Annotated in this window: 18 protein-coding genes; 3 read left to right on the forward strand and 15 right to left on the reverse strand. The window is 57.3% G+C overall.

Annotated features, from left to right (window positions below):
• Positions 1-75: 75 nt before the first annotated feature.
• The 8 genes from L2W58_RS03755 to corA form a co-directional block, all read right to left on the reverse strand.
• A complete protein-coding gene (locus L2W58_RS03755) occupies positions 76-1,803 on the reverse strand; it encodes an ABC transporter ATP-binding protein (protein WP_236101681.1) in 1,728 nt (575 codons plus the stop codon).
• Complete coding sequence (locus L2W58_RS03760; RefSeq protein ID WP_236101682.1) at positions 1,797-3,545, reverse strand: ABC transporter ATP-binding protein; 1,749 nt, start codon at positions 3,543-3,545, stop codon at positions 1,797-1,799. Before L2W58_RS03760 ends, L2W58_RS03755 begins: the two co-directional genes overlap by 7 nt.
• 54 nt (positions 3,546-3,599) lie before the next feature.
• Positions 3,600-4,076 (reverse strand): MarR family winged helix-turn-helix transcriptional regulator, encoded by a 477-nt coding sequence (locus L2W58_RS03765; RefSeq protein ID WP_236101683.1) that lies wholly within the window; start codon positions 4,074-4,076, stop codon positions 3,600-3,602.
• Between the two features lie 145 nt (positions 4,077-4,221).
• Entirely contained in the window at positions 4,222-4,845 is a 624-nt protein-coding gene (locus L2W58_RS03770; RefSeq protein ID WP_236101978.1) for a transglutaminase-like domain-containing protein, read from the reverse strand.
• Positions 4,846-4,878: 33 nt separating this feature from the next.
• Positions 4,879-7,959 carry an efflux RND transporter permease subunit gene (locus L2W58_RS03775; protein WP_236101684.1) on the reverse strand — a complete coding sequence of 1,027 codons (3,081 nt, stop codon included), beginning with the start codon at positions 7,957-7,959 and terminating at the stop codon, positions 4,879-4,881.
• Positions 7,944-9,107: an efflux RND transporter periplasmic adaptor subunit gene (locus tag L2W58_RS03780; protein WP_236101685.1), complete on the reverse strand. Its 1,164-nt coding sequence runs from the start codon at positions 9,105-9,107 to the stop codon at positions 7,944-7,946. Before L2W58_RS03780 ends, L2W58_RS03775 begins: the two co-directional genes overlap by 16 nt.
• Entirely contained in the window at positions 9,082-9,699 is a 618-nt protein-coding gene (locus L2W58_RS03785) for a TetR/AcrR family transcriptional regulator (protein WP_236101686.1), read from the reverse strand. Before L2W58_RS03785 ends, L2W58_RS03780 begins: the two co-directional genes overlap by 26 nt.
• 178 nt (positions 9,700-9,877) lie before the next feature.
• Positions 9,878-10,957 (reverse strand): magnesium/cobalt transporter CorA, encoded by a 1,080-nt coding sequence (gene corA / locus L2W58_RS03790; protein WP_236101687.1) that lies wholly within the window; start codon positions 10,955-10,957, stop codon positions 9,878-9,880.
• A 101-nt stretch (positions 10,958-11,058) separates the two neighbouring features.
• Here corA and L2W58_RS03795 point away from each other — a divergent pair, with 101 nt between their 5' ends.
• Entirely contained in the window at positions 11,059-12,402 is a 1,344-nt protein-coding gene (locus L2W58_RS03795; protein WP_236101688.1) for an NAD(P)/FAD-dependent oxidoreductase, read from the forward strand.
• Between the two features lie 250 nt (positions 12,403-12,652).
• Here the strand turns inward: L2W58_RS03795 and L2W58_RS03800 are convergent, their stop codons facing one another.
• The 7 genes from L2W58_RS03800 to ord form a co-directional block, all read right to left on the reverse strand.
• Positions 12,653-13,714, reverse strand: coding sequence for an alanine/ornithine racemase family PLP-dependent enzyme (locus tag L2W58_RS03800; RefSeq protein WP_236101689.1), 1,062 nt, complete (start codon positions 13,712-13,714; stop codon positions 12,653-12,655).
• Between the two features lie 18 nt (positions 13,715-13,732).
• A complete protein-coding gene (locus L2W58_RS03805; RefSeq protein ID WP_236101690.1) occupies positions 13,733-15,097 on the reverse strand; it encodes a GlmL-related ornithine degradation protein in 1,365 nt (454 codons plus the stop codon).
• A 4-nt stretch (positions 15,098-15,101) separates the two neighbouring features.
• Positions 15,102-17,306, reverse strand: coding sequence for a D-ornithine 4,5-aminomutase subunit OraE (gene oraE / locus L2W58_RS03810; RefSeq protein WP_236101691.1), 2,205 nt, complete (start codon positions 17,304-17,306; stop codon positions 15,102-15,104).
• 4 nt (positions 17,307-17,310) lie between these two features.
• The gene (locus L2W58_RS03815; protein WP_236101692.1) at positions 17,311-17,673 is read right to left on the reverse strand and encodes an ornithine aminomutase subunit alpha; all 363 of its coding nucleotides are present in this window, start codon (positions 17,671-17,673) and stop codon (positions 17,311-17,313) included.
• An 84-nt stretch (positions 17,674-17,757) separates the two neighbouring features.
• Positions 17,758-19,167: a 2-amino-4-oxopentanoate thiolase subunit OrtB gene (gene ortB, locus L2W58_RS03820; protein ID WP_236101693.1), complete on the reverse strand. Its 1,410-nt coding sequence runs from the start codon at positions 19,165-19,167 to the stop codon at positions 17,758-17,760.
• Positions 19,164-19,472 carry a 2-amino-4-oxopentanoate thiolase subunit OrtA gene (gene ortA / locus L2W58_RS03825; RefSeq protein WP_236101694.1) on the reverse strand — a complete coding sequence of 103 codons (309 nt, stop codon included), beginning with the start codon at positions 19,470-19,472 and terminating at the stop codon, positions 19,164-19,166. The genes ortB and ortA overlap by 4 nt, the downstream gene beginning before the upstream one ends.
• Positions 19,473-19,509: 37 nt before the next feature.
• A complete protein-coding gene (ord, locus tag L2W58_RS03830; RefSeq protein WP_236101695.1) occupies positions 19,510-20,559 on the reverse strand; it encodes a 2,4-diaminopentanoate dehydrogenase in 1,050 nt (349 codons plus the stop codon).
• Positions 20,560-21,088: 529 nt separating this feature from the next.
• Between ord and nhaC the strand changes: the two genes are divergently transcribed.
• Both nhaC and L2W58_RS03840 read left to right on the forward strand, forming a co-directional pair.
• Entirely contained in the window at positions 21,089-22,588 is a 1,500-nt protein-coding gene (gene nhaC, locus L2W58_RS03835) for a Na+/H+ antiporter NhaC (protein ID WP_236101696.1), read from the forward strand.
• A 3-nt stretch (positions 22,589-22,591) separates the two neighbouring features.
• Entirely contained in the window at positions 22,592-23,056 is a 465-nt protein-coding gene (locus L2W58_RS03840; protein WP_236101697.1) for a hypothetical protein, read from the forward strand.
• Positions 23,057-23,068 lie beyond the last annotated feature (12 nt).

Here is a 23,068-nt window from a genome sequence, read left to right on the forward strand (position 1 = left end):
TCTGTAGGGGCAGGATACATCATGTCAACCACATTGTCAATTTGACATTGTGAATGACATTAAAGGATCTGAGACCTACACGGCACACTCCCAGTCCCTTGCCTTCTCCTGAGCCTCCCACAGCTCGCTGTAGAGACCTCCCTTTTTGATCAGATCGTCGTGTTTTCCCGTCTCAACTATCCTACCGTCCTTCAACACCACTATTCTGTCGGCGTTTCGGATCGTCTTGAGGTGATGAGCTATTACCACCACCGTCTTGCTGGCGGTGAGGTTGTCGATGGCCCTCTGTATCTTGACCTCGTTTATAGGGTCCAGACCGCTGGTCATCTCGTCCAGGATCACCAGAGGAGCGTCCCTGAGCAGAGCCCGAGCTATGGAGATCCTCTGCCTCTGTCCACCGGAGAGGCCCACTCCGTTCTCCCCGACCGGGGTATCGTAGCCCTTCGGCAGCCCAGCTATGAAGTCGTGTATCATGGCCTTCTTGGCGGCCTCCACGACCTCCTCCCTGGAGGCGTTTCTTCTACCTATCCGGATGTTCTCGAAGAGGGTGTCCTCGAAGAGAATCACGTTCTGCATCACGACGCTGACGTTGGACAGAAAGTCGTCGTAGTCGATTTCCCTTATGTCCACTCCTCCCGCCAGTATCCGACCCTTCCTCACGTCCCAGAACCGGAGGATGAGATTGGCGATAGTGCTCTTCCCACCTCCGGACGGACCGACCAGGGCGATCAGAGAGTTGCCCCTCACGTCCAGGTCCACGTCTTTAAGCTCGAAGTCCTCCTTGCCGTAGGAAAAGTCGACGTTTTGAAAGCAAAGGTCCATGCCGACGGGGTTTTTTCTAGGGGATGCCGGTTTTATGGTGGGAGCGTTCAGCACCTTGGAGATTCTGCCGTAACTGTCCTTTCCCTTTATGAAATTGACCCAGTAGTTCTCAAGCTCCATGAAAGGCCTGTAGAACTCCCGGCTGAGGACGACGAACAGGATGTAGTCGAAGACCTTCGCACTGCCTCCGAAGACCAACAGGGCCCCCACCGTCACCATAACGCCGTAGGACAGATCCAGAAACAGAAAATATCTGCCCATATATCCGGCGACCGATCGGGAAATGGCCTTGCTGCTTTCGCCGAATTTCACCATGCTCTTTCCGAGCTTTCTCTCGAAGGACGAGCTTGCACCGAAGGCCTTGACCAGAGGGATCCCCTTGGTGTACTCCACGAAGAGACTGACCACGTCGGCCAGGTCGTTCTGGGTCTCTTTCTGCAATCTGCCGTTGGACTCTATCCCGGAGTACATCACGAACAAAGCGACGGGGATCAGTGACACCATGGCCAGCCCCATCCTCCAGTCCACGTAGAAGAGTCCGGCCCCAACGATCACCGCTACGACGACGCTGCTGACCGTCTTGGACCAGAAGTGGACCACCACCGGCTGGAGGTTCCCCACGTCCTTCTGGATGACCGTGTTAAGCTCTCCTATTCTTTCATCTGTGTAGAACCCCAGATAGATCCTCTTCATGGTGCGGATGAGCCTCTCCCTGACTGTGGCGACCGTGTCGAAACCGGCCTGATGCTGGGCTATCTCCGCCACCAGGTTGGCGATTCCCTTGGCCACGAACAACCCGACGAGCTCGAAGGCGAAACGCCACAGATCCAAGGGCATTCCCATGCCTACCTGTCTGAGTCCGTCCAGGGCTACCATGGTTATCCCTACGTTCAAAAGGGATCCCACGGTGAAGGACGCCATGGCCAGCGACATACACAGTTTGGACTCCCCGGTCAGATCCTTTATCAAAGCCGCTAACATGCCTTGACCTCCTCTTTCAATCTCCACCGATCGGCATCGATCCGGGAGTCGAACATCTCCCGGTAGAGACGGCTGGTCTTCAGCAGATCGTCGTGGGAGCCTCTGCACTCCACTCTGCCGTCCTCCATCACAACTATCGAATCGGCGTTCCTGATGGCCTTCAGGTTATGGGCTATTACTATGACCGTTTTTTCCTTCGTCAGGCTGTCCAAGGCCATCTGAATGAGGTGCTCGTTGTAGGGATCTATGGCGGCGGTGGCCTCGTCCAGGATGACGATGGGGGTGTCCTTCAATATCATTCTGGCTATGGATATCCTCTGTTTCTCCCCGCCGGACAGCCTGGACCCTCCCTCTCCGACCACGGTGTCGTACCCGTCGGGAAGATCCATTATCCTGTCGTGGATCCTGGCCTTTTTCGCCGCCGCCACTATCTCGTCTCTGTCGGCGTCCTCTTTTCCGAGCCTTATGTTCTCCTCGACCGAGACGTTGAACAGAAACACCTCCTGCTGGACCATGGAGACCAGGTTCAGCAGGTTACCCTCGCTCATCCGTCCTATCTCCATTCCGCCTATGGTGATGCTTCCCTCGTAGCCCTTCCAGAATCCCATGAGCAGACCGGCCACCGTGCTCTTTCCCGCACCGGAGGCTCCCACTATGGCGTTCACCGATTTTTCCCTGAAAAGCAGGTCCACCTCGTTCAGCACCTTGCCCCTCTCATCGTAGCCGAAGCTCACCTTGTCGAAACGGACGTCTCCGGGCCGGACATCCTCCACGGAAACCGTCCTTTTCTCGTCCGGCACGTCAAGAATCGAGTTTATACTCTCCGTAGATCTCTTGAAGATCGTGCCGGTATATTGGATGACGTGCAGCTTCAGGAAAAATCCCGTAAAGGCCCCTACCAGGGCGATAGTCAGAAGATATTCGTAGCCGCTCAGACGGCCGCCTTTCATCAGATAGCAGGCGGTTATCATGGCGGCGGCCACGCCGGACTCCATCACCAAAAGGATGAACCCCATTGGTATGTGCAGACCGAGGGAGGCCTTCTTTATCCACCGGGCGTTGGCCCTTACGTCCGCCAGCATCCTCTCAGTCTTGGACTCGTCACGGCCGAAGGCCTTTATCACAGGCATCGTGGAGATGTACTCGACCAGATCCCCGGTGGTCTTCTTCATGCTCTCCTGAAAACGCTTCATTACCTCCGAGTTGGTTTTCTCGACGAGCTTCATCAAGACCATGGCGAAGGGTATCGGAAGGATCAAGGCTACGCCGAGACGCCAGTCCAGAACGGTGAACATCATCAGAATTATCGCCACCGGCAGGGCCACGGCGTTGATAGCCTCGGGAAGTCCGTGGGCCAGATAAAGCTCGACCTGTTCCACGTCGTGACTGACTACGTTGACCAGATCTCCGCTCTTTCGCCTCTGAAAGAAGGAAATGGGCAGCCCCTTAAGACGGTTCAGAACGGCCAGTCTTATGTCCGAAAGGCAGGAATAGGCGACGTCGTGGACCTTCCACACCGACAACCCGTAGAAAAAAGCCTTAAGAGCCAGACTCGCACAGACTAGCCCACCGTACAGCCATATCTCCTTCGCATCCTTAACGGAACGATCCATCAACCCCATGACCAATCTCAGGGAGAGACAGAGAGGCACTATGCCGAACAGGGCGTTCAACATGACCAAGGTCCCCCCTGCCATGGCTTTCGACCGATATTTGCTAATTACGTCGTTGCTTTTACCCATCGTTTATCTCCTCTTTTGCTAGACAGGCGAACAATAAAACAAGAGGGATCCCCGCTACAGGATCCTCTCGCTCTCCTCGTTCAGCACCTCGAGGAACCTTCGGACGACCAACGCGTCCCCGTCCTCGCCCTTTTTCAATATGTCGTAGACCTTTCCGAACAACTTCTCGGAGAAGACCTCGTGGCCCCTGTAGGCCGTCCATCCCCTCTCCGTAAGCTCGAAGAAAACCTCCTTACGGTTATCTAGAGCCCTTGTCTTTACTATGTAACCCTTCTCCAGGAGTTTCTTGACGAACTTGGAGACCGAACTCTTGGATACCCCCAGCAACTCGGCCAGCTCCGTCAGGTTGGAGTTCGGATTTCCTCCTACGGCCACGATAGTGTGGATCTCGGTGGAGTAAAGAAGATCGTCCGTACCGAAATCCTTCGGTTTGCTTTCCAACTCCTTGAACCTGTTATGGACGCTGAACATAAGCTCGGCTATCTCCCTGTAGATTTTGAGTCTGTCCTCCATGTTCCCATCGAACTCCATTCATTAGTTAGTAGCAGCTTACTTCGCTCCGACAACATAGTACGCCTGGCTAACTATTTTTGTCAAGCCATCGTAGATAACATTGGAGGTAAGAAAAAAGGAATACCCCCTTGTCGTAGAGTCAGAGGGGTATTCCTCGCAGAGATCAGGAACGAACTTTTTCTCTCACCCATTTACTGGAGATATCGCAGAGGTAGGGGACCATCTCGGCAAGCCAATCGGGAACCTCTTCCAGATGCCTTTTCAGAGGAAGCAGGTCATCGGCAAAGATAGGCTCGGCTCCCTCTACCGCCGTGCCCTGTTGAGCTCCGACCACGCCTTTGGAGGAAAACTCGATGCTGTTATCCCTTCGCTCTTCGTATTTGCCGAAGTTCAACCGCTTTTCCAGAAGTTTTGCGTGCAGAGGGGCGTCGAAGGTAGCCTCCATGGACACCCATTCATCCGAAAGTCGAACCTCCGGGTAGGTGTGCAGGAAGCTATCGGGCCACAGTTTATAGGCTCCCGGATGAAGAAGGTCCTCCAAGGCCTCCTTCCGAACCTCCATGAAGTGCAGTCTGGATGGGATACCCGCGGCTTTCGCCATATCCTTCAGGAGAACCGCCTTGTTCATGCAGGAACCACGACCCATCGTAAGGACCTCGTCGGAGGACACCAGCATTCCGGACATCATGTCGAAGACTATCTCGTCTCTCACGAAAAGATATATTTTTTCCATCTTCTCGACGTCCGTAGAACAATCCTTCACCAAATTCTCCGTTATAGTAGTCACCTTGTTCAAGATAAAAACCCCTTTCTTTAGCTGTTATATTTGATCGTTTCGAACAGCCTTCGTGCCGACAAAAAAACCGATCAGCCCGAAGAGTCGGGAAAAGACGCTTCTCTCCGGATACAGGACCCTGTACATGGCGGGAACCACGAACAGGGTCAGTCCGGTCGAGGCGCACAGACCGGATATCATGGCCCAGGCCATGGGAGGCCAGAGGTTGGACGAGGAGAAGGCCAGAGGAAGCAGCCCGGCCGCGGTGGTTCCGCTGGTCAGCAATATGGGACGGAGCCGCTCCTCCACCGCCTTCGTAAGAGCTTCGTGAACCGAAAGACCTTCCTTACGTCGAAGCTCCACCACGTCCAACAACACTATGGCGTTGTTCACCACTATTCCGGCCAGGGCTATCACCCCCAGCAGAGACATCAGGCCGAAAGGTTCCCCGGACAACAGAAGCCCCGGGACGACTCCCAGAGAGGCCAGAGGAATCGTGACCAGTACCATGCCGACCTTGCGGAACGAACGAAACCCCGCAAGAAGAATGCCTACGAGGACTATCAGTCCGAAAGGAGCTGCCAGACTGAAGGAACCCTGGGCCTCTCCGGAGGCCTCCGCCTCGCCTCCTATCTCGAAGCGGACGCCTTCTGGAAGGAGACCTCCCGACAGAATCGGCGACAGCCGGTTCATTACGTCGCTGTAGACGTAACCGTCGTCCAGGTTGGCCTGAACCGCCACGTATCGTTCCCTGTTTCTTCGGGATATAGCCGAGGGATGCCAGGCTATAGAGGTGGGAGCCACGGTCTGGAGGGGAATGCCGGCGGAGGACGAATCCATCAAGACCGAGGAGACACGATCTGCGCCGAAAAACACCCCCTTCTCGGAGCGTAGGACTATAGGCACCGGCTCCTCTTCCTGGCGATATTCACCGGCGGGCAACCCCAACGTCCGCCCCGAAAGGGCCTGAGCCACCCGATCCCTGTACAGGCCGTAGCGGAACGCCGCCCCGGAGGACACGTCGAACTCCAGAGACGGGTTGCCGTTTCCCAACGTATGTCTCAAGTCCACCATTCCGGGAACCCGTTTCATCGCCTCCATGACCTTCTCCGCTCCGAGCCTCAGGTCTTTAAGGGAGTTTCCGTACAGCCGGATCTCGACCGGCGCGTCCACGGGAGTTCCCAAAACCAGCTCCTGTACCACCGAGTTCGCCTGGGGAATATCCTCTCTCAGGTAGGAGCGTATCTCGCCTACGACCGAGTGGTTTTGCGACTGAGACGCGGTGAAGAGTATCATCTGAGCCCTGTGGGGATTTCTGGGAGCAGGAACTATGTTGGCGTAGAACCTGGGAGCCCCTCTGCCTATGAAAGAGGCCACCCGTGAGACAGAGGAAACCTCGTTTTTCAGATGCCGTTCCACCTTTGCCACTATGCCGTCTATCGCGTGGATGTCCGCACCTTCCGGAAGAAACAGATCCACCATGACCACGTTTCGGTCGGCACCGGGGAAGAAATTCTTGCGGACGTGCTTGCCGTAACCTCCGACCACCAGCAAAAGAGAGAGGCTCATCAACAGGATCGGTACAGCGTGTTTGGAGGAGAAGGCCCCTATGGCCCTGCCGAGATCGAACCGCCCGCCGTCGTCTGCCGTGTTTACTCGGCTTTTTCTGAAGGCCAATGCCGCCAGAGTAGGGGTGACGACCATCGCCGCCAGCAGGCTAAGGAAAAGGGTCAGGGTGACGACCTGAGGAATGGCCCGAAGGAACTCGGCGGCCTGTCCGTGAGCCATCCAGAGGGGCAGAAACGCCGCGACGGTCGTCCCCGTAGCGGCCAGAAGCGGCGACCCCAGCTCTCTCACCGAATCCACCGCGGCGTCCATTCCGGAGCTGCCGTTTTTCATCCTCACCTCAACGCTCTCCGCCATGACTATTGCGTTGTCCACCAACATGCCCAGGGCTATCACGAAGGCGGCTATGGAGATCTGATTCAGCACCCCTCCGCAGAGTGCGTAGAAACCCAGAGAGGACAGGACTATCAGGGGGATCACCGAGCTGACCACCATTCCCATTCGAAACCCGACGGAGAAACACAGTATTCCGCCGACCAGGACCATGCTCGTCAAAAGAGAGTTGAACAGTCCCTTGAGCCTAAGATCGACGTAGTGAGGCTGAAAGGACACCTCCTCTATCTCCAGGGGAGAAAGCTTTTCACTCATCCTCTCAAGGATTTTTCTCACGTCCTGGCCGAACTCGATGGAGTTAACCGGCGTAACCGGAACTATTCCCAAGCCGACCGCCGGATTACCCATATATCTCATACGATCCCGAGCGGGCTCGGAGGGACCGTGTATGACCTTGGCTATGGTCTTCAGAGGGAGGGTTCCTCCCGAAGGAAGTCTCACCGGGGTGTTTTCTATCTCGTCGATGCTCTTGAACTCCGTATGGGCCTGAAGTACGGCGCTCTTCTCTCCCATTACCAGGCTTCCTCCCGGCATGGTCCTGTTCTGCATGGACAGAGCCTGACGAAGATTCCGAGGGCTCAGTCCCATACGTTCGGCTGTGGAGTCGTCGTAGGCCACGGTTATCTGTTCACCCGGATCGGAGATCCTCAGCACCCGAGACACCGACGGAAGCCTCAGAAGCTCCTTTTCCAGGGCTATGGCACCGTTTCGAAGCTCGAGTAGATCGGCAGTTCCGCCTATAGCCACCACGATGGATTCGTAATCCATCATGCGGTCGTCCAGGACCAGACCGGTAACCTCCGACGGGAGATCGGGCCTGGCCTTTTCCATGGCCCGACGGACCTCGTCCCAGGCGGCGGTGCTGTCCATCACCTCGTCGTGAAGGTGTATGAGAAAAAGGGCGCTGCCCCTACGGGCGGTCACCTTGATCCTCTTCACCTCCTTAACCTGAGAAAGTCGACGTTCAAGCGGAATAACCACCAACCGTTCCACCGATTCGGCATCGGCCCCGGGAAAGACCGCCTGAATCATCCCGGCCCTGTAGGAGAGAGGAGGATCCTCCTCTCTCGGCATGGAGACCCAGGCCAAGACGCCCAACAAGGCGGCCCCCAGAAACAGGCTGTAGACGACCTTGCGCTGCCGTAGAATCCTTACGATCCATTCCATAACCGAACCGCCACGGGATCGCCGTCGGAGAGAAAGGCGTGTCCGCCTATCACCACTAGATCTCCTTCTTTCATGTCGCCCTCTAAAGTAACGGCATCGCCTATAGCCTCTTCGGGGCGAACCGGAACCCTTACCGCGAGGCCGTCTCTGACCACGAAGACCGAGTTGCTCTCGCCGTCTCCGTTGCATACGGCCGCCACAGGGACGAGGAAACGCCCTTTAACCGGCAGCTCGAAGACCGCCTCGGCGGTCATGCCAGAACGAAGCCATTCCACCTGAGAGAGCCCTATCTTCACCGGAAAGAGGACCCCTTTCTGGTCGTCCCCCAGGGCATCTCCCACTGAAAGGACCTTTCCGGAAATCTCCCTCTCGCCGAGCATCGGGAAATTGATCTTTAGGGTTATCCCTTTTTTCACCGAGCCCAACATGGTCTCGGGAACGGATATCTGCAACTCGACGTCCCTATTTGCCAGCTCGACCACCGGGGTTCCCGGAGTCAGATATTCTCCCGGCTCGGAACAAACCCTTGTCACCACTCCGTCGAAGGGGGCTCGGATATGGGTCTCCTTCAGCTTTCTCTCCGCCTCCTTCAACTGGCTTTTCAGGACCTCGCAGTTGGCCCGAAGCCTGCGCACCGAGGTGCTCTGTCTCTCCATATTCTGGGTGGACACTACTTTTTCCCGATACAGCCCGTTGGTCCTCTCGAGGTCGGCCTCTCCCTGCCTCAAGGCGGCCATACCCTCGGAAAGAGCCGCCTTTTTCATCGCCACGAGGTGGGAATACTCGCTCGAGTCGATCCTGGCGATCTCCTCTTTGGAACGGACTGCGTCTCCCACCTCGACCGATCTACTCTTGAGCCTTCCGGACACGAGAGGGGCTATGACCGCCTGTTTCAACGAACGGGTGACCCCGAAGAAACGCACCTCCCTGAACGACGGAGCCGACTCGACCGATAGAGCCATTACAGGAACGGCCGTCGTGCCTTCCTTTCCCTCCGCCGAAAGGGTCTCCAGGGTACTTCCGTTCTTATACAGGACGAAGAGAACCCCTATCCACAGGCAGAAACCGCATGCCAAACCGAACTTTCTCAGCAGGGAACCGACGACGGACCGCCCTTTCTCATCAGAAGAAATCCTCCTGGAAAACATGTTCATCACCTCCGATGGTACGTATCAAAAGCTCTCTAAGGGCATCGGAGGCCCTCTTACGGGCCTCATCACCCTCCCATCTGTCGACGCTGTGCTCCAGCTCCGCCACCAAAAGGACCAGATAGGTGGCGGTCTCCCTGGGCCGGGATATATCCATCTGCCCCGCCTCGACTCCCTCCTCTACCAGCGATGTGACCAGAGGAAGGAAAAGCTCTATCGCGTCATCCTTCAGCTTGTCGTGTATCTTTCGATGGATCACGTCGTGCAGGTCCATCCGAAATTCTTGCCCCTCATGGACGGTCAGAAGATATTTGACTATCCTAAACAGCCGTTCCTGAGGGGAAAGCTCCTCCATCGCGGCTATCTTCCTTGATCCAGACAGCATCTCCTCCTGCAATTCCTCCCCTAGATAGCGGAGGATATCCTCTTTCGACGAGAAATAGAGGTAGAAGGTCCCATGGGATACCCCGGCCCTATCGGTCATGTCGTCTATGGTGGTGCCGTCGAAACCCTTTTCCCCGAAGAGCTCCCAGGCTGCCTTGACGATCTCCCTCCTGCGCCTAGCTTTTTTGTCCTCTTTCTTCCCCTGCACGATATCTCACTCCCGAAAAGTATTATTCATCAAACTCTCGAACCGAATTATGACTGACTGTCAGTCATATGTCAAACACAAAAATAGAGATCCACCGAACTTAATTCGGCAGATCTCTATTTTTGCTTTCTCATATGGCACATCTGAAAACTCACGTCCGAGCGTTTTTAGAGATGTCCTATAGCCACTTTTTCCTCCTGAAGTAGGCCACCATTCCGGCTCCGACGGCTATCATAACGATCCATACGACCGGATAGGAAAAACGCCAGTCCAGCTCGGGCATATACTTGAAGTTCATGCCGTAGACCCCGGCTATGAAGGTAAGGGGGATGAATATGGTGGCTATCACCGTCAGGACCTTCATGACCTCGTTCATCCTGTTGCTGACGCTGGATAGATATGTGTCGTGCATACCTGTCAGTAGCTCTCGGGAGGCTTCGACCATGTCTATAACCTGGATCGTGTGGTCGTATAGATCCCTTAGAAACGCGTCCAGGTCGTTTCCGAAGAAGGACGAGTCCGACTTCTGTAGGTTCCCAACCGCCTCCCTGAGAGGCCAGACCGCCTTTCTGAGGGTCATGACGTCTCTCTTGAGCTCGTGTATCCTCTGGAGGTCGTCGGGCCTGGGGTCGATCAGCAGCCTGTCGTCCATATCCTCTATGACGTCTCCGATACGCTCCACCGAAAGGAAATAATGGTCCACCACAGCATCCATAAGGGCGTAGGCCAGATAGTCCGATCCGTTGCCCCTCAACCTTCCCCTGGAGGCCCTCAGCCTCTCCCTGACCGGCTCGAAAACGTCTCCCTCTTTTTCCTGAAAGGAGAGTACATACCCCTCCCCGAGGATCAGGCTGACGTGCTCGACGTCCACCGAGTTGGTCTCGTCGTTGTAGTTCATCATCTTCATCACCAGAAGGAGGTAGTCGGGAAAGACCTCCGCCTTGGGCCTCTGGGACGTGTTCATCAGGTCCTCCACCGTCAGAGGATGAAGGCCGAACCTCTTGCCCAGGGCGTCCATCACCTTCGGATCGTGGATGCCGTCCACGTTGATCCATGCGACCCCTTCCGATCGGGACGGCCTGTTAACGTCGTCGAGGGCTAGGTCTACCTTCTCGACCAGGTCTCCACGATCGTAACTGATCGAACCTATTCGGACGGCCTCGGACCTGGACTCTCCGATGAAGACCGGAGTTCCCGGAACGGTTCCCCTCTTGGAGCTCTGACGGGCAGACCACTTTTTTCTCTTTCTTTTATTCATCGTCCATTCCCCCCTAGATCATTTTATGTTATCCGGCACTTGTGCAATATACCCCATGGTGGTATATTGCCTCCAGATATTCTGGAAGGAGAGTGGTCTTGGTGGAGAGGATCGTTATTTTAGGAGGAGGCCCGGCTGGCATAACCGCCTCCAAGATGTTGAGGAAGAACAGACCGGATTGGGACGTCACCATGGTGAGGCCCGAGCCCTCCAGCCTGATCTATTGCGCCATTCCCTACGTGGTCGAGGGGCTTTTGGAGGCCGACGGGGTGTGCAAGTCGGACGACATAGTCACAGAGACCGGGACCAAGCTGATAAAGGACAGGGCGACCGAGGTAAATTTCGCCAAAAAGACGGTGAAGATCTCCTCCGGCGACGAACTGCCCTATGACAAACTTCTCATAGCCCTGGGAGCCAGGCCGGTCATGCCCCCTCTGGAGGGAATAGCCGGAGCGAAAAACACCTTTCCCGTAAAGACCGAGGAGGATCTAAGGGCCATACTGAAGGCCATAACCCCCGGCTCCCGGAAGGCTCTGGTGATAGGGGCCGGAAACATCGGCATAGAGATGGCCCAGGCCCTCAGAAAGAGGGGGCTGGACACCTATATGGTGGAGATGGCGAAACACGTCCTTCCCGCCATGATGGACGAAGATATGGTCTCGGAGGTCGAGGCAGGGCTGAGGGATAAGGGAATAGATCTGATCACCGGAGTGGGGGTAGGTTCCCTCGAGAGAAGAGGCGAGGTCGTATCGAAGGCCGTTTTGTCCGACGGAAGGGAGATCGTTCTCAACGACGAAGGAGAGGACGATATGATCATAGTCTCCGTAGGGGTAAGGCCCGAGGTGGACATATTGAAGGGAACGGAGATCCCCATAGGCCCTATGGGGATACTGGTCAACGAGAGGATGGAGACCGGAGTTCCCGACGTATGGGCCGCCGGGGACGTGTGTCAGTATCGGTCCTTCCTGGACGAGGAGATCATCGGAGGCAAGCTGGCGACCAACGCGGTTCCCATGGCCAAGGTGGCGGCCAGAAACATGATGGGAACGGACTGGACCTACGACGGTTTCGTCAACGGAGCAGCCACCGTAGTCGATCCCCTCAGGATCGGAGGGGTGGGCTTTTCCGAGGAGACCTGCTTAAAGAAGGGGATGAAGGTGGTTACGGGAAAGGGCAAGACCACCACCAGGTTTCCCATGATGCCCGGAGCCACAGAGGTGACGGTGAAGTTGATATTCACCGAGGAGGGCAAACTGGTGGGAGGCCAGGTTGTCGGAGGCGAGGCGGTAGCGGAGAGGATCGACACCTTGACCATGGCCATAAAGGCCGGTTTCTCCGTGAAGGACCTGATGTCCTTCGACTACTGCTCTCAGCCATGGCAGACTTTCTTTCCAGCCTCCAACGCGATAGTGGCGGCGGCGGAGGACGGATGGAGCAAGCTTTAAGGGCACCTCTAAAAACGCTGATCCTCGTAGAGGTCGTTCCGACGGGGCCCGTTCGAGCCCGTCTTTTCGACCTGCCGTCGTGTAGTACGAATGGGGCGACAGGAAGTCGCCACAAGCCGAGGGGGCACAGGACGTGCCCTCCGAGGCGGTCCGTACGAAACAGGCAGGTCGAAAAGACGCTCGGGCGAGACAGGGCGCAGGCGGGACGACCTCTACGAGGAGACTCGGACGTTAGTTTTTAGATATGCCCTTAAAGCAAGACCTTGGTGACGTAGGAACTGGTACTGGCGGCCAGGACTCCTCCGTAGGACAGGTCGAACTCGATCACGTCGCCTATCTTCAGGTCCCTCTCGCCGTCGGTAACGTCCAGTATCATGTGGTCGCTGCTGGCCCCGAGGATGTCGGTCTTCTCGTCCCTAGGAGATATGGCGTCGATCCTCATGTCCTGCTGGCCCACCGCGACGATGGCCCTCTTTCTGAGACCCCGGTCCTCGAAGACCGGCTCGTGGCCGAAGGCGTCCAGTCCCTTTTTACCTATGGGGATCGATGGCTTGGTCTTGAGCTCTATGACCTCGGCGGCGAAGGTGAAGACATCGCTATGGAGTCCGGGGATAACGGTGCAATCGGCGGTCTCCTTGCCTATTGTCATGGACTCGCCCAGGCGGAGCATGTTGATCCTCTCCGGCATGCCACCCGAGAGGAGCATCCTTATGGAGGACGAGTTTCCTCCGGAGACTACGTCGAGATGGATTCCGCATTCGGACTCTATGGAGTCGGCGATCGAGGCCAGCTGTCCCAGGTTTTCCGGACTGGGAAGCACCGCTCCGTAGCAACTGAGGTTGGTCCCGATTCCCTTCAGGATCAGCCCCGGCATGGACGCTATTTCCCGGGCGGTATCCACCGCCCTGTCGGGCCAGACCCCTTCCCGGAGGTCTCCGACGTCCACCATGAGCAGCACCTGGTGTTCCTTTTTCATGGCCACCGCGGCCTCCGAAAGGGCCCGGCAGGTGTCCACCTCGGATACGAGGCTCATGTCGGAGAGCTCCACCGTCTCTCGGGCCTGGGAGATCATGGGAAGCCGCAGGAGTATCTTTGGTATCGGGATATCCCTCAGCTTGACCAGGTTCTCCAGGCGGCTGTCGGCGAGCCAGTCGACTCCCGCCTCGGCCTGTACCGAGGCTATCTCCGGCATTCCGCAGTACACCTTGCTGACCGCGGCGACCTTGATGCCCCTATCGTGGCACTCCTTGGCGAGCTTCGAGGTGTTCTCCCTCAGCTTCTCCCTGTCCACTATAAGCGCGGGATATCTCATTTCCTTCCCCTCCTCTGTTCAGTCTTTCTTGTCCCAGTGCAGGCTCGAGAGCATGAGCTTCAGGGCGTCCTCGGGATAGCGTTTGGAGAGCACTCCCAGGGATGCCATTATGTAGTCGTTGTCCACCAGTATTCTAGCGTCCGACTTGGGGAAAAGCTCCAGTCCCTTGCCGTGAGTGGTGGCGGTGGAGAGTATCTTTCTGTGCTGAGGGAGTCTGGTGAGGGCCCCTCCCGTTCCTACGACGTATTTTACCGCGGTGAGGTCCTTGCCCTCGGCGATGGTCCTCTTGCCCGAGGCTCCGTAAAGTTGTCTGAGCCTTCCGGCGTGTCTCTCCATGGCGGTCAGCATGGCCTCCTGGGCCAGCCTCTCGACGAATACCTTGGCCCGGTCCGTGTCCGGTATGGCCTTGGCGTTCTCCAGAAGTTCGTCCAGGTCGGGGAAGTCCTTTATGAGCTCGTCTCGGCCCATGGTCTCGACTATGTGTCTCATGTTGACGTAGACGCCCAGGTCTCCCTCGACGGTCCTCTTGGCCTCGGGCTCGGGGCTCACCAGAAGCCGGGAGATCTCCTCGCTTCCCTCCGTGACCGAGTGGACGTCGGTGGTGGCTCCACCAACGTCGAAGACCACCAGATCGCCTATGGCTTCCTTGAGCACCTTGGCCGCTTCCATGACCGCCCCGGGGGTCGGCAGGATGGGGCCGTCTATCATGTCTCGAACGGTGGTCATTCCGGGAGCGTGGATGATGTGCTCCTCGAAGACCTGCTGAATGACCGCCCTGGTGGGCTCGACGTTGAGCTGGTCCACCCTTGGGTAGACGTTCTCCACCACGTATAGCCGGATGCCTTTTTCCTCGGCTATCTCTTTTACCTCTTCCTGGTTTTCGACGTTTCCGGCGTATATGACCGGGATCTCCAGTCCGAGCTCCGCCACGAGTTCGAAGTTATGAAGCGCCGTGTCCCTTTCGCCGTAGTCGACCCCTCCTGCCACCAGTATTATGTTTGGCCTTATCTCGGAGATCTTCTTCAGGTCGGTGCGACGCATTTTTCCCGCCGTGACGTGCTTGAGTATGCCTCCCGCGCCGAGGGCCGCCTCCTTGGCGGCTCTCACCGTCATGTCGTAGACCAGGCCGTGGACGCTCATTCTGAGCCCCCCGGCGGCGCTGGAGGTGGCAAGCATCTCGTCCCAGGAGAGATCTTCGATCCCCAGATTGGATTTCAGGTCTTCTACGGCTCCTCTCAGGCCGACGGTGACATCGCCTTCCAGTACCGACGTGTAGGACTGTCCCTGCCCGATGAAACTGGGGCAGGGACCGCCGATACCGTCGAAGGCGTTGACCACCGTGGTGGTGCTCCCTATTTCCGCGACCAACACGGCTACTTTCATCTTTTTAGTCCACCTGTCCTCTACGGTACTTGATAAGGAAGCTGGCCACGTCGATTCCCTTGGATCCTCGGCCGAAACCGGCGTCCATTCCGGCGTCCTTGGCTATCTCGTTGGTAACCTGGGTTCCGCCGCAGGCCAGTATCACCTTATCCCGGATGCCCTTCTCCACGCAGAGCTCGTGGAGCTTGCGCATGTTCTTGATGTGAACGTCGTCGTGGGTGATTATAGTCGAGGCCAGTATGGCGTCGGCGTTGGTCTCTATGGCGGCGTCCACCAGTTTCTCCACCGGGCAGGAGGTGCCGAGGTAGAGGTACTTTATGCCGTAACCCTCGATTCCGCCGTGCTTTATGTCCAGGGTCTCCTTAAGTCCGACCGAGTGCTCGTCCTGGCCGACCGTGGCAGCGACGACGAAGATCGGGTTCTCCGCTATATCCGCCCGGATCTCCTCCTCCGACAGGGTCTCCTCCTTCTCTGGGATGACCAGTTCGTTTATGTCTATATCGAACTTGACCTTGCCCTTGAACTCGACATAGGTTCCCTCGGAGGGGTGCATGGCCAGCTTGTGGACCACCGTGACGTCCTCCAGGCCCATCTTCTCGCCACACTTTATGGCGGCGAACTCGGCGGTACGCTCGTCCACCGGAAGGAAGAGGTTGACGGCGATTATTCCGTCGGCCCTCCACTCGACCTCGGGCTTGATGAGGTTGGTCTCGTAATATTTCTCCAACTCGGCGAGACGGACGTTGACGTTGTCGTGCTCGTCCAGCTCGTCGACGAAGATTATCTTGGAGGGATCCTCGAAGGTATCTCCCCCTATGGCGGCGGATGCCTTTCCGTTCAGTTCATCGGGGATGCAGTTGTAGCCGTAGTGGACCGACACGGGTGCGAAGTAGTCCGGATCCCGCTGGAAGAGCATTCCCGCTCCGACTCCGCCGTCGGCCTGGCGTGCTATTCCGTCGCCGTTGCGCTCGGGATAGTAGCCGCTGTCTACGAAGAAGCCGTCCTCGACGGCCTTGAAGTAGCCTCCGACCTCCAGGATCTCCTCCATGAAGAGGACCGCCCTCTCCTTCAGCTCACGGACGACGTCTCCCAGAGGTCCCTCTCTGTCGAGCTTGACCATCTCTCTGAATCCGTCGAGACCGTTCAGCGCATGTCTGGCCGTGTTGACCCCCGCCACGTTGTTGTAATGCCACGGCACGTTACGGCCTTCGTCGGGGGTTATGGTGGACTGGATGTCGGCGCTGGTGAGTCTGGAGATCACCAGGTTAAGGGTGTGGGTGACAGATGCCTCCCTAAGGTCCGACTCCATATACTTGGTGTTCTGCTGGGCCCTCATCTTGTAGTCGCTGAAGAAGTCCCTGAGAGCCACGGCATAGGGCAGGTCGAGCCTCATGCAGGGCGCCGGAGGAGCGGTGGGAGGCACGGTGGAGAGGGCGATGTTCTCCGGTTTCAGCCCCACCTTGCGAGAGAATATGCTGTTTATGGCGTGCTGCACCATGAGCTCCGGACGAACCTTCCAGGCCTTCATGGCGGTGGCGTTGGCATTGTGGGCTCCGTCTATCTGAAGGATGTCCGCCCAGGCCATGATCTTCTTGGCCTCGCAGGCGTCCACGAAGCTTCGGACCATGTTGACGTTCCTGTAGAGGACGTTGTACTGAGGGTCCTGATGGGCTCCGTTGACACCTTCCTCTGCGAACATGACGGCAATATCCGGCCCTGCCACGCCGGAGATGTAGGAGTGGAAGTTTATGGGACGTCCCACCTCTTCCTCGACGGCGTCGAGGGCCTTTCTGGTGGCTCTGACCTGCTTCCTGGTGACGGCGATTCCGCCGATGCCCTGGGTGGTTCCCTCTATTAGAGAGTCTATGTGAGACTGTCCGGCGGTACGTATGACCATGAGATGGTCCGCTCCGTGCCAGGCCGCCATGCGCATCCTGCGGATGTCGTCCTCGAAACGGCCGGAGGCTATCTCGGTGGTGATGACGCAGTCCGGCTGAGGGTCGATATAGCCGAATCCCCGGCTGCCGGGAAGGGGAATCGAGTTCTCGAGTCCCTCGGAGGTCTCGTGATACTCGAAGTCTCCCACGGTGCGGGCTTCGTTTCTGCCATCTCTCCAGTGCCATCCCCGGCGCTTGGGCCTGTAGTTCTCCAGGTCCTTGAGGATTTCCTTTACATCCAGCCTCTTGTTGGGATCGAGTTTCATCGTCATGGTCCTATCCCCTTTCCTCGAAGAGGGCTTCCACTTCGTCCCAGTGCTTGCCCTCCGCCAGGGCCAACCCGGCCTCTCTCGGCGATACCCCAAGCTTCTTGGAGAGACGCCAGACCACGTTGCCCGCTCCCTTGGGCATCAGTCCCTTGGCGATGACTCCCTCGACTATCGGTTTTACCTCCAAGCTGGAGAAGCCCATCCTGAGGAGGACGCTGCGCTCCACCGCGGGGGTGGTGTGGGTCCTTCCCATCTCCAACATGGGTTCGACCACCTTTTCGGCCAGCTCCCAAAAGCGGGCCTTAAGCTCTTCTTCGGAAAGGTTCGCCAGGTGTCTGCGCCTGGTCTCGAAATCGTCGGATCTTTTCATGTTTTCTCTTTCCCCCCATACTACAAAAATAGAAACACCAAAACGGGCCACGGGCCTCCTTCGGGACGCCCGTGGCCCGTGTCATCAAAGGTCGGCCAGAACGGAACGGACGTAGCCCTCGTCTGTCTTGGTCTCGGCGGCCAGGAACGAGACGTCCTCGGCCGATACCTCGCCGGTAACACCGCACTTGGAGACGGAGTTGCGGATGTAGGATCTGCGGGCCTTCTCCAGGTCGAACTCCCTGAGCTTGATGGAGCCGGGGTCGTCGGGGAAGACTATGTTCTTGCCCGGGACCTCGCTGTCGGGATCGCCGAAGAGAACCTCTATGCCGTTTTGCTTGGCGAAGCTTATCTGAGGCATAGGGTGCTTGCCCGCTCCGGTGTACTCGGTCTCCTGGACCACGATGGTCTGATCCATGTCCATCTCCTGGGCCAACACGAAGGCGGCGGTCAGGGACGTGTTGCCTGCCGGCCCCCTCTCCAGCCCTTCCAGCACGGCCAGGGCCTCGGTCATGTAGAAGACCTCGCCCTGCTTGACCAGCAGATAGCGGTCCATGTAGCGCAGAGGACGGGCGGCGTTTCTCGGCACATCCGCCCGATCGGGCCATGTGGCGAAGGGTATACCGAATCCGGTGTGGCCGGTGGTGAAGGACTTGCGGTTGAAGTCGTGATCCGAGGCCATGTGAAGCCCCGAGAGGTCCACCGAGGCACCTACTACCCTGGTTCCCTCCGACTTGGCCTTGATCAGCCCTCTGGCCGTTCCGGTGAGGTTGCCCCCTCCGGCGTTGGTGACAACCACGGCGTCGGGATCGGAGCCTATTCTGTCCCTGAACTGCTGGGCTATCTCGTAACCCAGGGTCTCCACCCCGGCGATTCCGAAGGGAGTGTAGAGGGATGCGTTGAAGTAGCCCGTCTCCTCCAGAAGGCAGAGGAAGGTGTAGAACAGCTCGGGACCTACGGTGAGCTGGACGACCTCGGCACCGTATGCCTCGCAGGCCCTCTGCTTTTCCAGTATCTCCGGCTGACCTATCATCCTACTATCATAACATTCCTGAATTATTATGCATTCCAGACCGTGCATGGCGGCCTGAGAGGCCACGGCGGCTCCGTAGTTTCCGCTGGTGGCGGCTATGACGCCCTTGTATCCGTGCTTCTTGGCGTGGTAAACGGCGGTGGCGGCCCTGCGGGCCTTGAAGCTGCCGGAGGGATTGGACGCCTCGTCCTTGACGAAGATCCTAGCTCCCTTGCCCTTCGGGGCGTATTTTCTGGCCAGGGCGGTGATGTTCTTCAGCTCCAGCAGGGGCGTGTTTCCGACCCCCGTCTCTCCCTGAATATCCTGAATCTCGTCGAGAGAGTAACCGGCCTCCTTCATCATCCTCTCGTAGTCGAAGGAGATGCCGCCGCTCTCGAAGCCGGTGTAGTCTATGCCGATGGCCTTCTTCATTATTTCGTTCTTACGGCTCATTACGGCCTCGTAGGACATGTCAAGGGTCATCTCGTCACCTCCCCCTTCATGAGCTTCTTGAGCTGGACGTCCACCTTGAGAAACTCGGGAACGAAGTCGCCGAAATCGTGGACGTAGCGGGGATCGATGGCGCAGAGCTCTCCCGTTACCTTTCTGCCCGTCATGGTCTCGACGGTCATATCGTCTCCGATCTTGCCGTCGGACTGGGCGAACCCCTTCACCCAGAGCAGAAGAGGGGTCTTCTTCGTGTCGTCCGGCACCTGAGGCGCTCTGCCCTCGGGGGTCAGGACCGTCTGGCGGACCTGGACCCAGTCGCCTTTTCTTGCCTGTTCCATGGTTGCCTTCACTCCTTCCGAACTTAGCGAGGAATAGCTAATCCTCCTCGATCATGGCCCTGACGTCGCCCATGATGGCTCTGGGCACCGGCAGGTCGAGCATGGTCTTGAGACCCGGGCGGGAGTTGATGACGTGAGGAATCATGTTGACGCACATGGCGATGGTCCCGATCCCTCCGGGGATCTCCGGCTTGTTGGCCATGTTGACGTCCGGGGTGCCCTTTATGATGACGTAGTCGCCGGTGTCGACGCCGCCGAGCTGGGGCTCTATCTGCTGGGGGTGGTCCATCTCTATCTTGACCTCGCCGTCGACCGTTCCGAAGCCCTTCATGGAACATCCGGCCACGTCTCCGGCCTTGGCGAAGCCGTAGGGAGACTTGCGGTCCACCTGGGTGACGATTGGCTCCATGGTCTGAGAGAACTTCTCGACCTTCCAGCCGATGGCGTCGGCGATCATGTTGATCGACTCGGAGAAACCGACGTGTCCGGCCAGCTCGCCGTTGGCGCTCTTGGTACGGAAATCCTCCTCTGTGATTCCTATGCCCTGCTCCTCCATGACGGCCGGACCGAAGGGGGACAGGCTGTTGACCCTGCGGGCTATGATGTGGTCGACCGACTCGCAGGCACCGGTGAAGAGGACGACCAGCAGGTCCATCATGAGACCGGGGTTGATGCCGGTTCCGAGGACGGTGACTCCGTTCGCCTTGGCCAGCTTGTCGATATCCGCAGCCAGCTCCGGCTCCTGAGCCTTGGGATAGGCCATCTCCTCGGCGCTGGAGACAACGTTGATCTTCCTCTCGACGACGAACTTTATCTTGTCGAAGGCACCTTTGACGAAGGAATCGGTGCAGAGAAGCACCACGTCTGCGGCTCCGGGAACGATGACGTCCTCGGCGGCTCCGATAAGGACGTCTGGGCGGTCTCCTCTGGGCATATCGAGGAAATCGTACATGCTCTTGCCCAACTTGGCACCGCGGCCTACTACGCCGACTATCTCGAATCCGGTCTTCTTGAGCATCATCTCCGCCATACCTCTGCCCATCGCACCAAGACCCCAAATGATTACCTTAACGTTCTCCTTACGCATCTCGTGAACCTCCCCTGAAAATTATGTCCCCATCGCAGCGACGATACGCTGTCTCCATAGACCATAGCCTCAACTTAAAACCCCAAAAATGAACTTTAGATCAAAAAAAGTACAATCTCTAGGCACAACATACACCGAATTATCGAAACTGTCCAGCCCCTTAAAAAAGGTCTATTCAAAGTTTTTTTCCAGATCTCCAGTCGCCCCCGATCCCTTGCCCCATGGGAGCTCGAAAAAAAACGGTCTCTGTCATTTCACAATAATGGGTCTATTGTGCTATTATGAATATACGTTGCGAAACGAGGCTTTTCCGGGCCGGCCTATCTCCGAATCTCCGAGAGATACGCGAAACCCCTCGAAGAGATGAGGTTATGTTTCACTCTACGTCGAAAATTCCGGAAAAAAACCCACCGTCTGGAGGTGTTACTCTCGAGGAATTGATAGACAAAGGATCCATAAAGAAAGAACGTTTTTGCAAAGGGGAAAGACAGGGGCATCTCTATATATCGAAAGGAGGCATTATATTCAAATGAATGCATCTGAAGGTCGAAGACCCAGCTTTATGGAGGCAGCGATACTGCTGATCATCTGCGCTGGTCTCATAAGCTACGGGGTTCTGAAACTGGGGGCGGACGCCCATATTCCCATCATACTGTCCGCCGTACTGGTGTCGCTCTGGGGCGCTTTCGTTCTCAAGTTTCCCTGGCAATCCATAGAGGAAGGCATCATTCAGGGAATAACCATGGCCCTGCAGGCCATTTTGATACTCATGATGGTAGGTCTGGTCATAGGCTCCTGGATACAGAGCGGAGTCGTTCCCAGCCTGATCTACTACGGGCTTGATATTCTATCTCCCAAGATCTTCCTTCTCGCCACCCTGGTTATCTGTGCCGTGGTCGCCCTGGCCACCGGTACGTCCTGGGGAACCTCCGGAACCGTCGGCATAGCCCTCATGGGGGTCGGAGCCGGACTGGGCATACCGGCACCGGTTACCGCCGGAATCATCATATCCGGAGCCTACTTCGGAGACAAAATGTCTCCCCTGTCCGACACGACCAACCTGGCTCCCGCCGTCGCAGGGACCGACCTCTTCACCCACATAAGGGCCATGGTCTGGACCACCGGCCCGACCTTCCTCATAGTGGCAGCCATAACTATATTCCTGGGCAACAAATATTCCGGCGGCACCCTGGACATAACCAAGATCCAGGCCATCCAGGCAGTCATGGCCGGAGAGTTCCACATAAGCCTGATGGGACTGGTTCCGCCTCTCATCGTCATAGGTCTCGCCGTTGCTAAGATCCCCGCTCTGCCGGGACTCTTCGCCGGGATCCTCTTCGCCTGCGGTATGTCCCTCTTCCAGGGATTCGGCTTCGGCGACGTAATAGGAGCCCTTCACTACGGCTACGAGGCCACCGTTTCCGGTCAGATAGCGGCGGCGGAGACCATCGATGCCGTATCCCAGCTCATGGCCCAGAGCAGCATCACCGGGGTGAGCCCCGAACTGGCCAAGGACGCGGGGGTTATGCTGTCCGACCTGCTCACCAGAGGCGGCCTGGATTCCATGATGTGGACCATCTCCCTTATCCTCTCCGCCCTTTCCTTCGGCGGTATCATGGAACGCTGCGGCTTCCTCGAGGTCCTTCTCCAGACCATCCTCAAGGGCGTCAAGAGCGTCGGCGGGATGGTTACCTCGGTTCTGGCCTCCTGCTTCATCTGTAACCTGTTCCTTGGAGACCAGTATCTTTCCATAGTCATGCCCGGACGCATGTTCAAGACCGCCTTCGACGAGAAGGGACTCCACGCTAAGATGCTCTCCAGGACGTTGGAGGACGCCGGTACCTTGACGTCGGTCCTCATTCCATGGAACACCTGCGGGGCCTACAACGCTTCCGTCCTTGGAGTTCCCACGCTGGAGTACCTTCCCTACGCCTTCATGAACTACCTCAACCCCATCGTGGCCATAGTCATGACCTACCTGAACATCGGGGTTTTCTGGCAGGAAGGCAAGGAGCCCAAGAAGGCCTGATCTATGCCGGAAAGGGATAGCTCAGAGGTGCTCTGCCTGTCCAAGTCCGGATACTATCCGGGCTGGATGAAGAAGACCGCCTTAGTGACGGGATTGCTGCTGACGTCGGCGGGACTCTGGAGGCTTTTCGGTCCCTCCGCCGGCGGATTCGGCAGTATCTACCCTTACGTCTTCGTCGGTCTGGGACTGGTGTACTTCTCCGGAACGACCAAGAGGATCTACCTCTCCGAGGAGGGAGTGATCCGGGAGACCGGAAGCTTTCTGTCCAAGGGAAAGCAGGTTCTGCCCTGGAACCGGGTGGTCCACGTGACATTGGTCACCAGGAAAAAGCAGTTCATGGCCTTCTTCGAGAAGGCCGGGGAGATAAAGGGGCTCAAGGTTCTCTTCGACATAGACCAGGAACCTCAGGTAAGGGCCATCCTCAAGAACAGCTGTCCCAGAACGAAGATAAACACGATAACTCAATGATAAGAGCGCCCC

Source organism: Dethiosulfovibrio faecalis, from assembly GCF_021568795.1.
In the GTDB taxonomy this organism is placed as follows: domain Bacteria; phylum Synergistota; class Synergistia; order Synergistales; family Dethiosulfovibrionaceae; genus Dethiosulfovibrio; species Dethiosulfovibrio faecalis.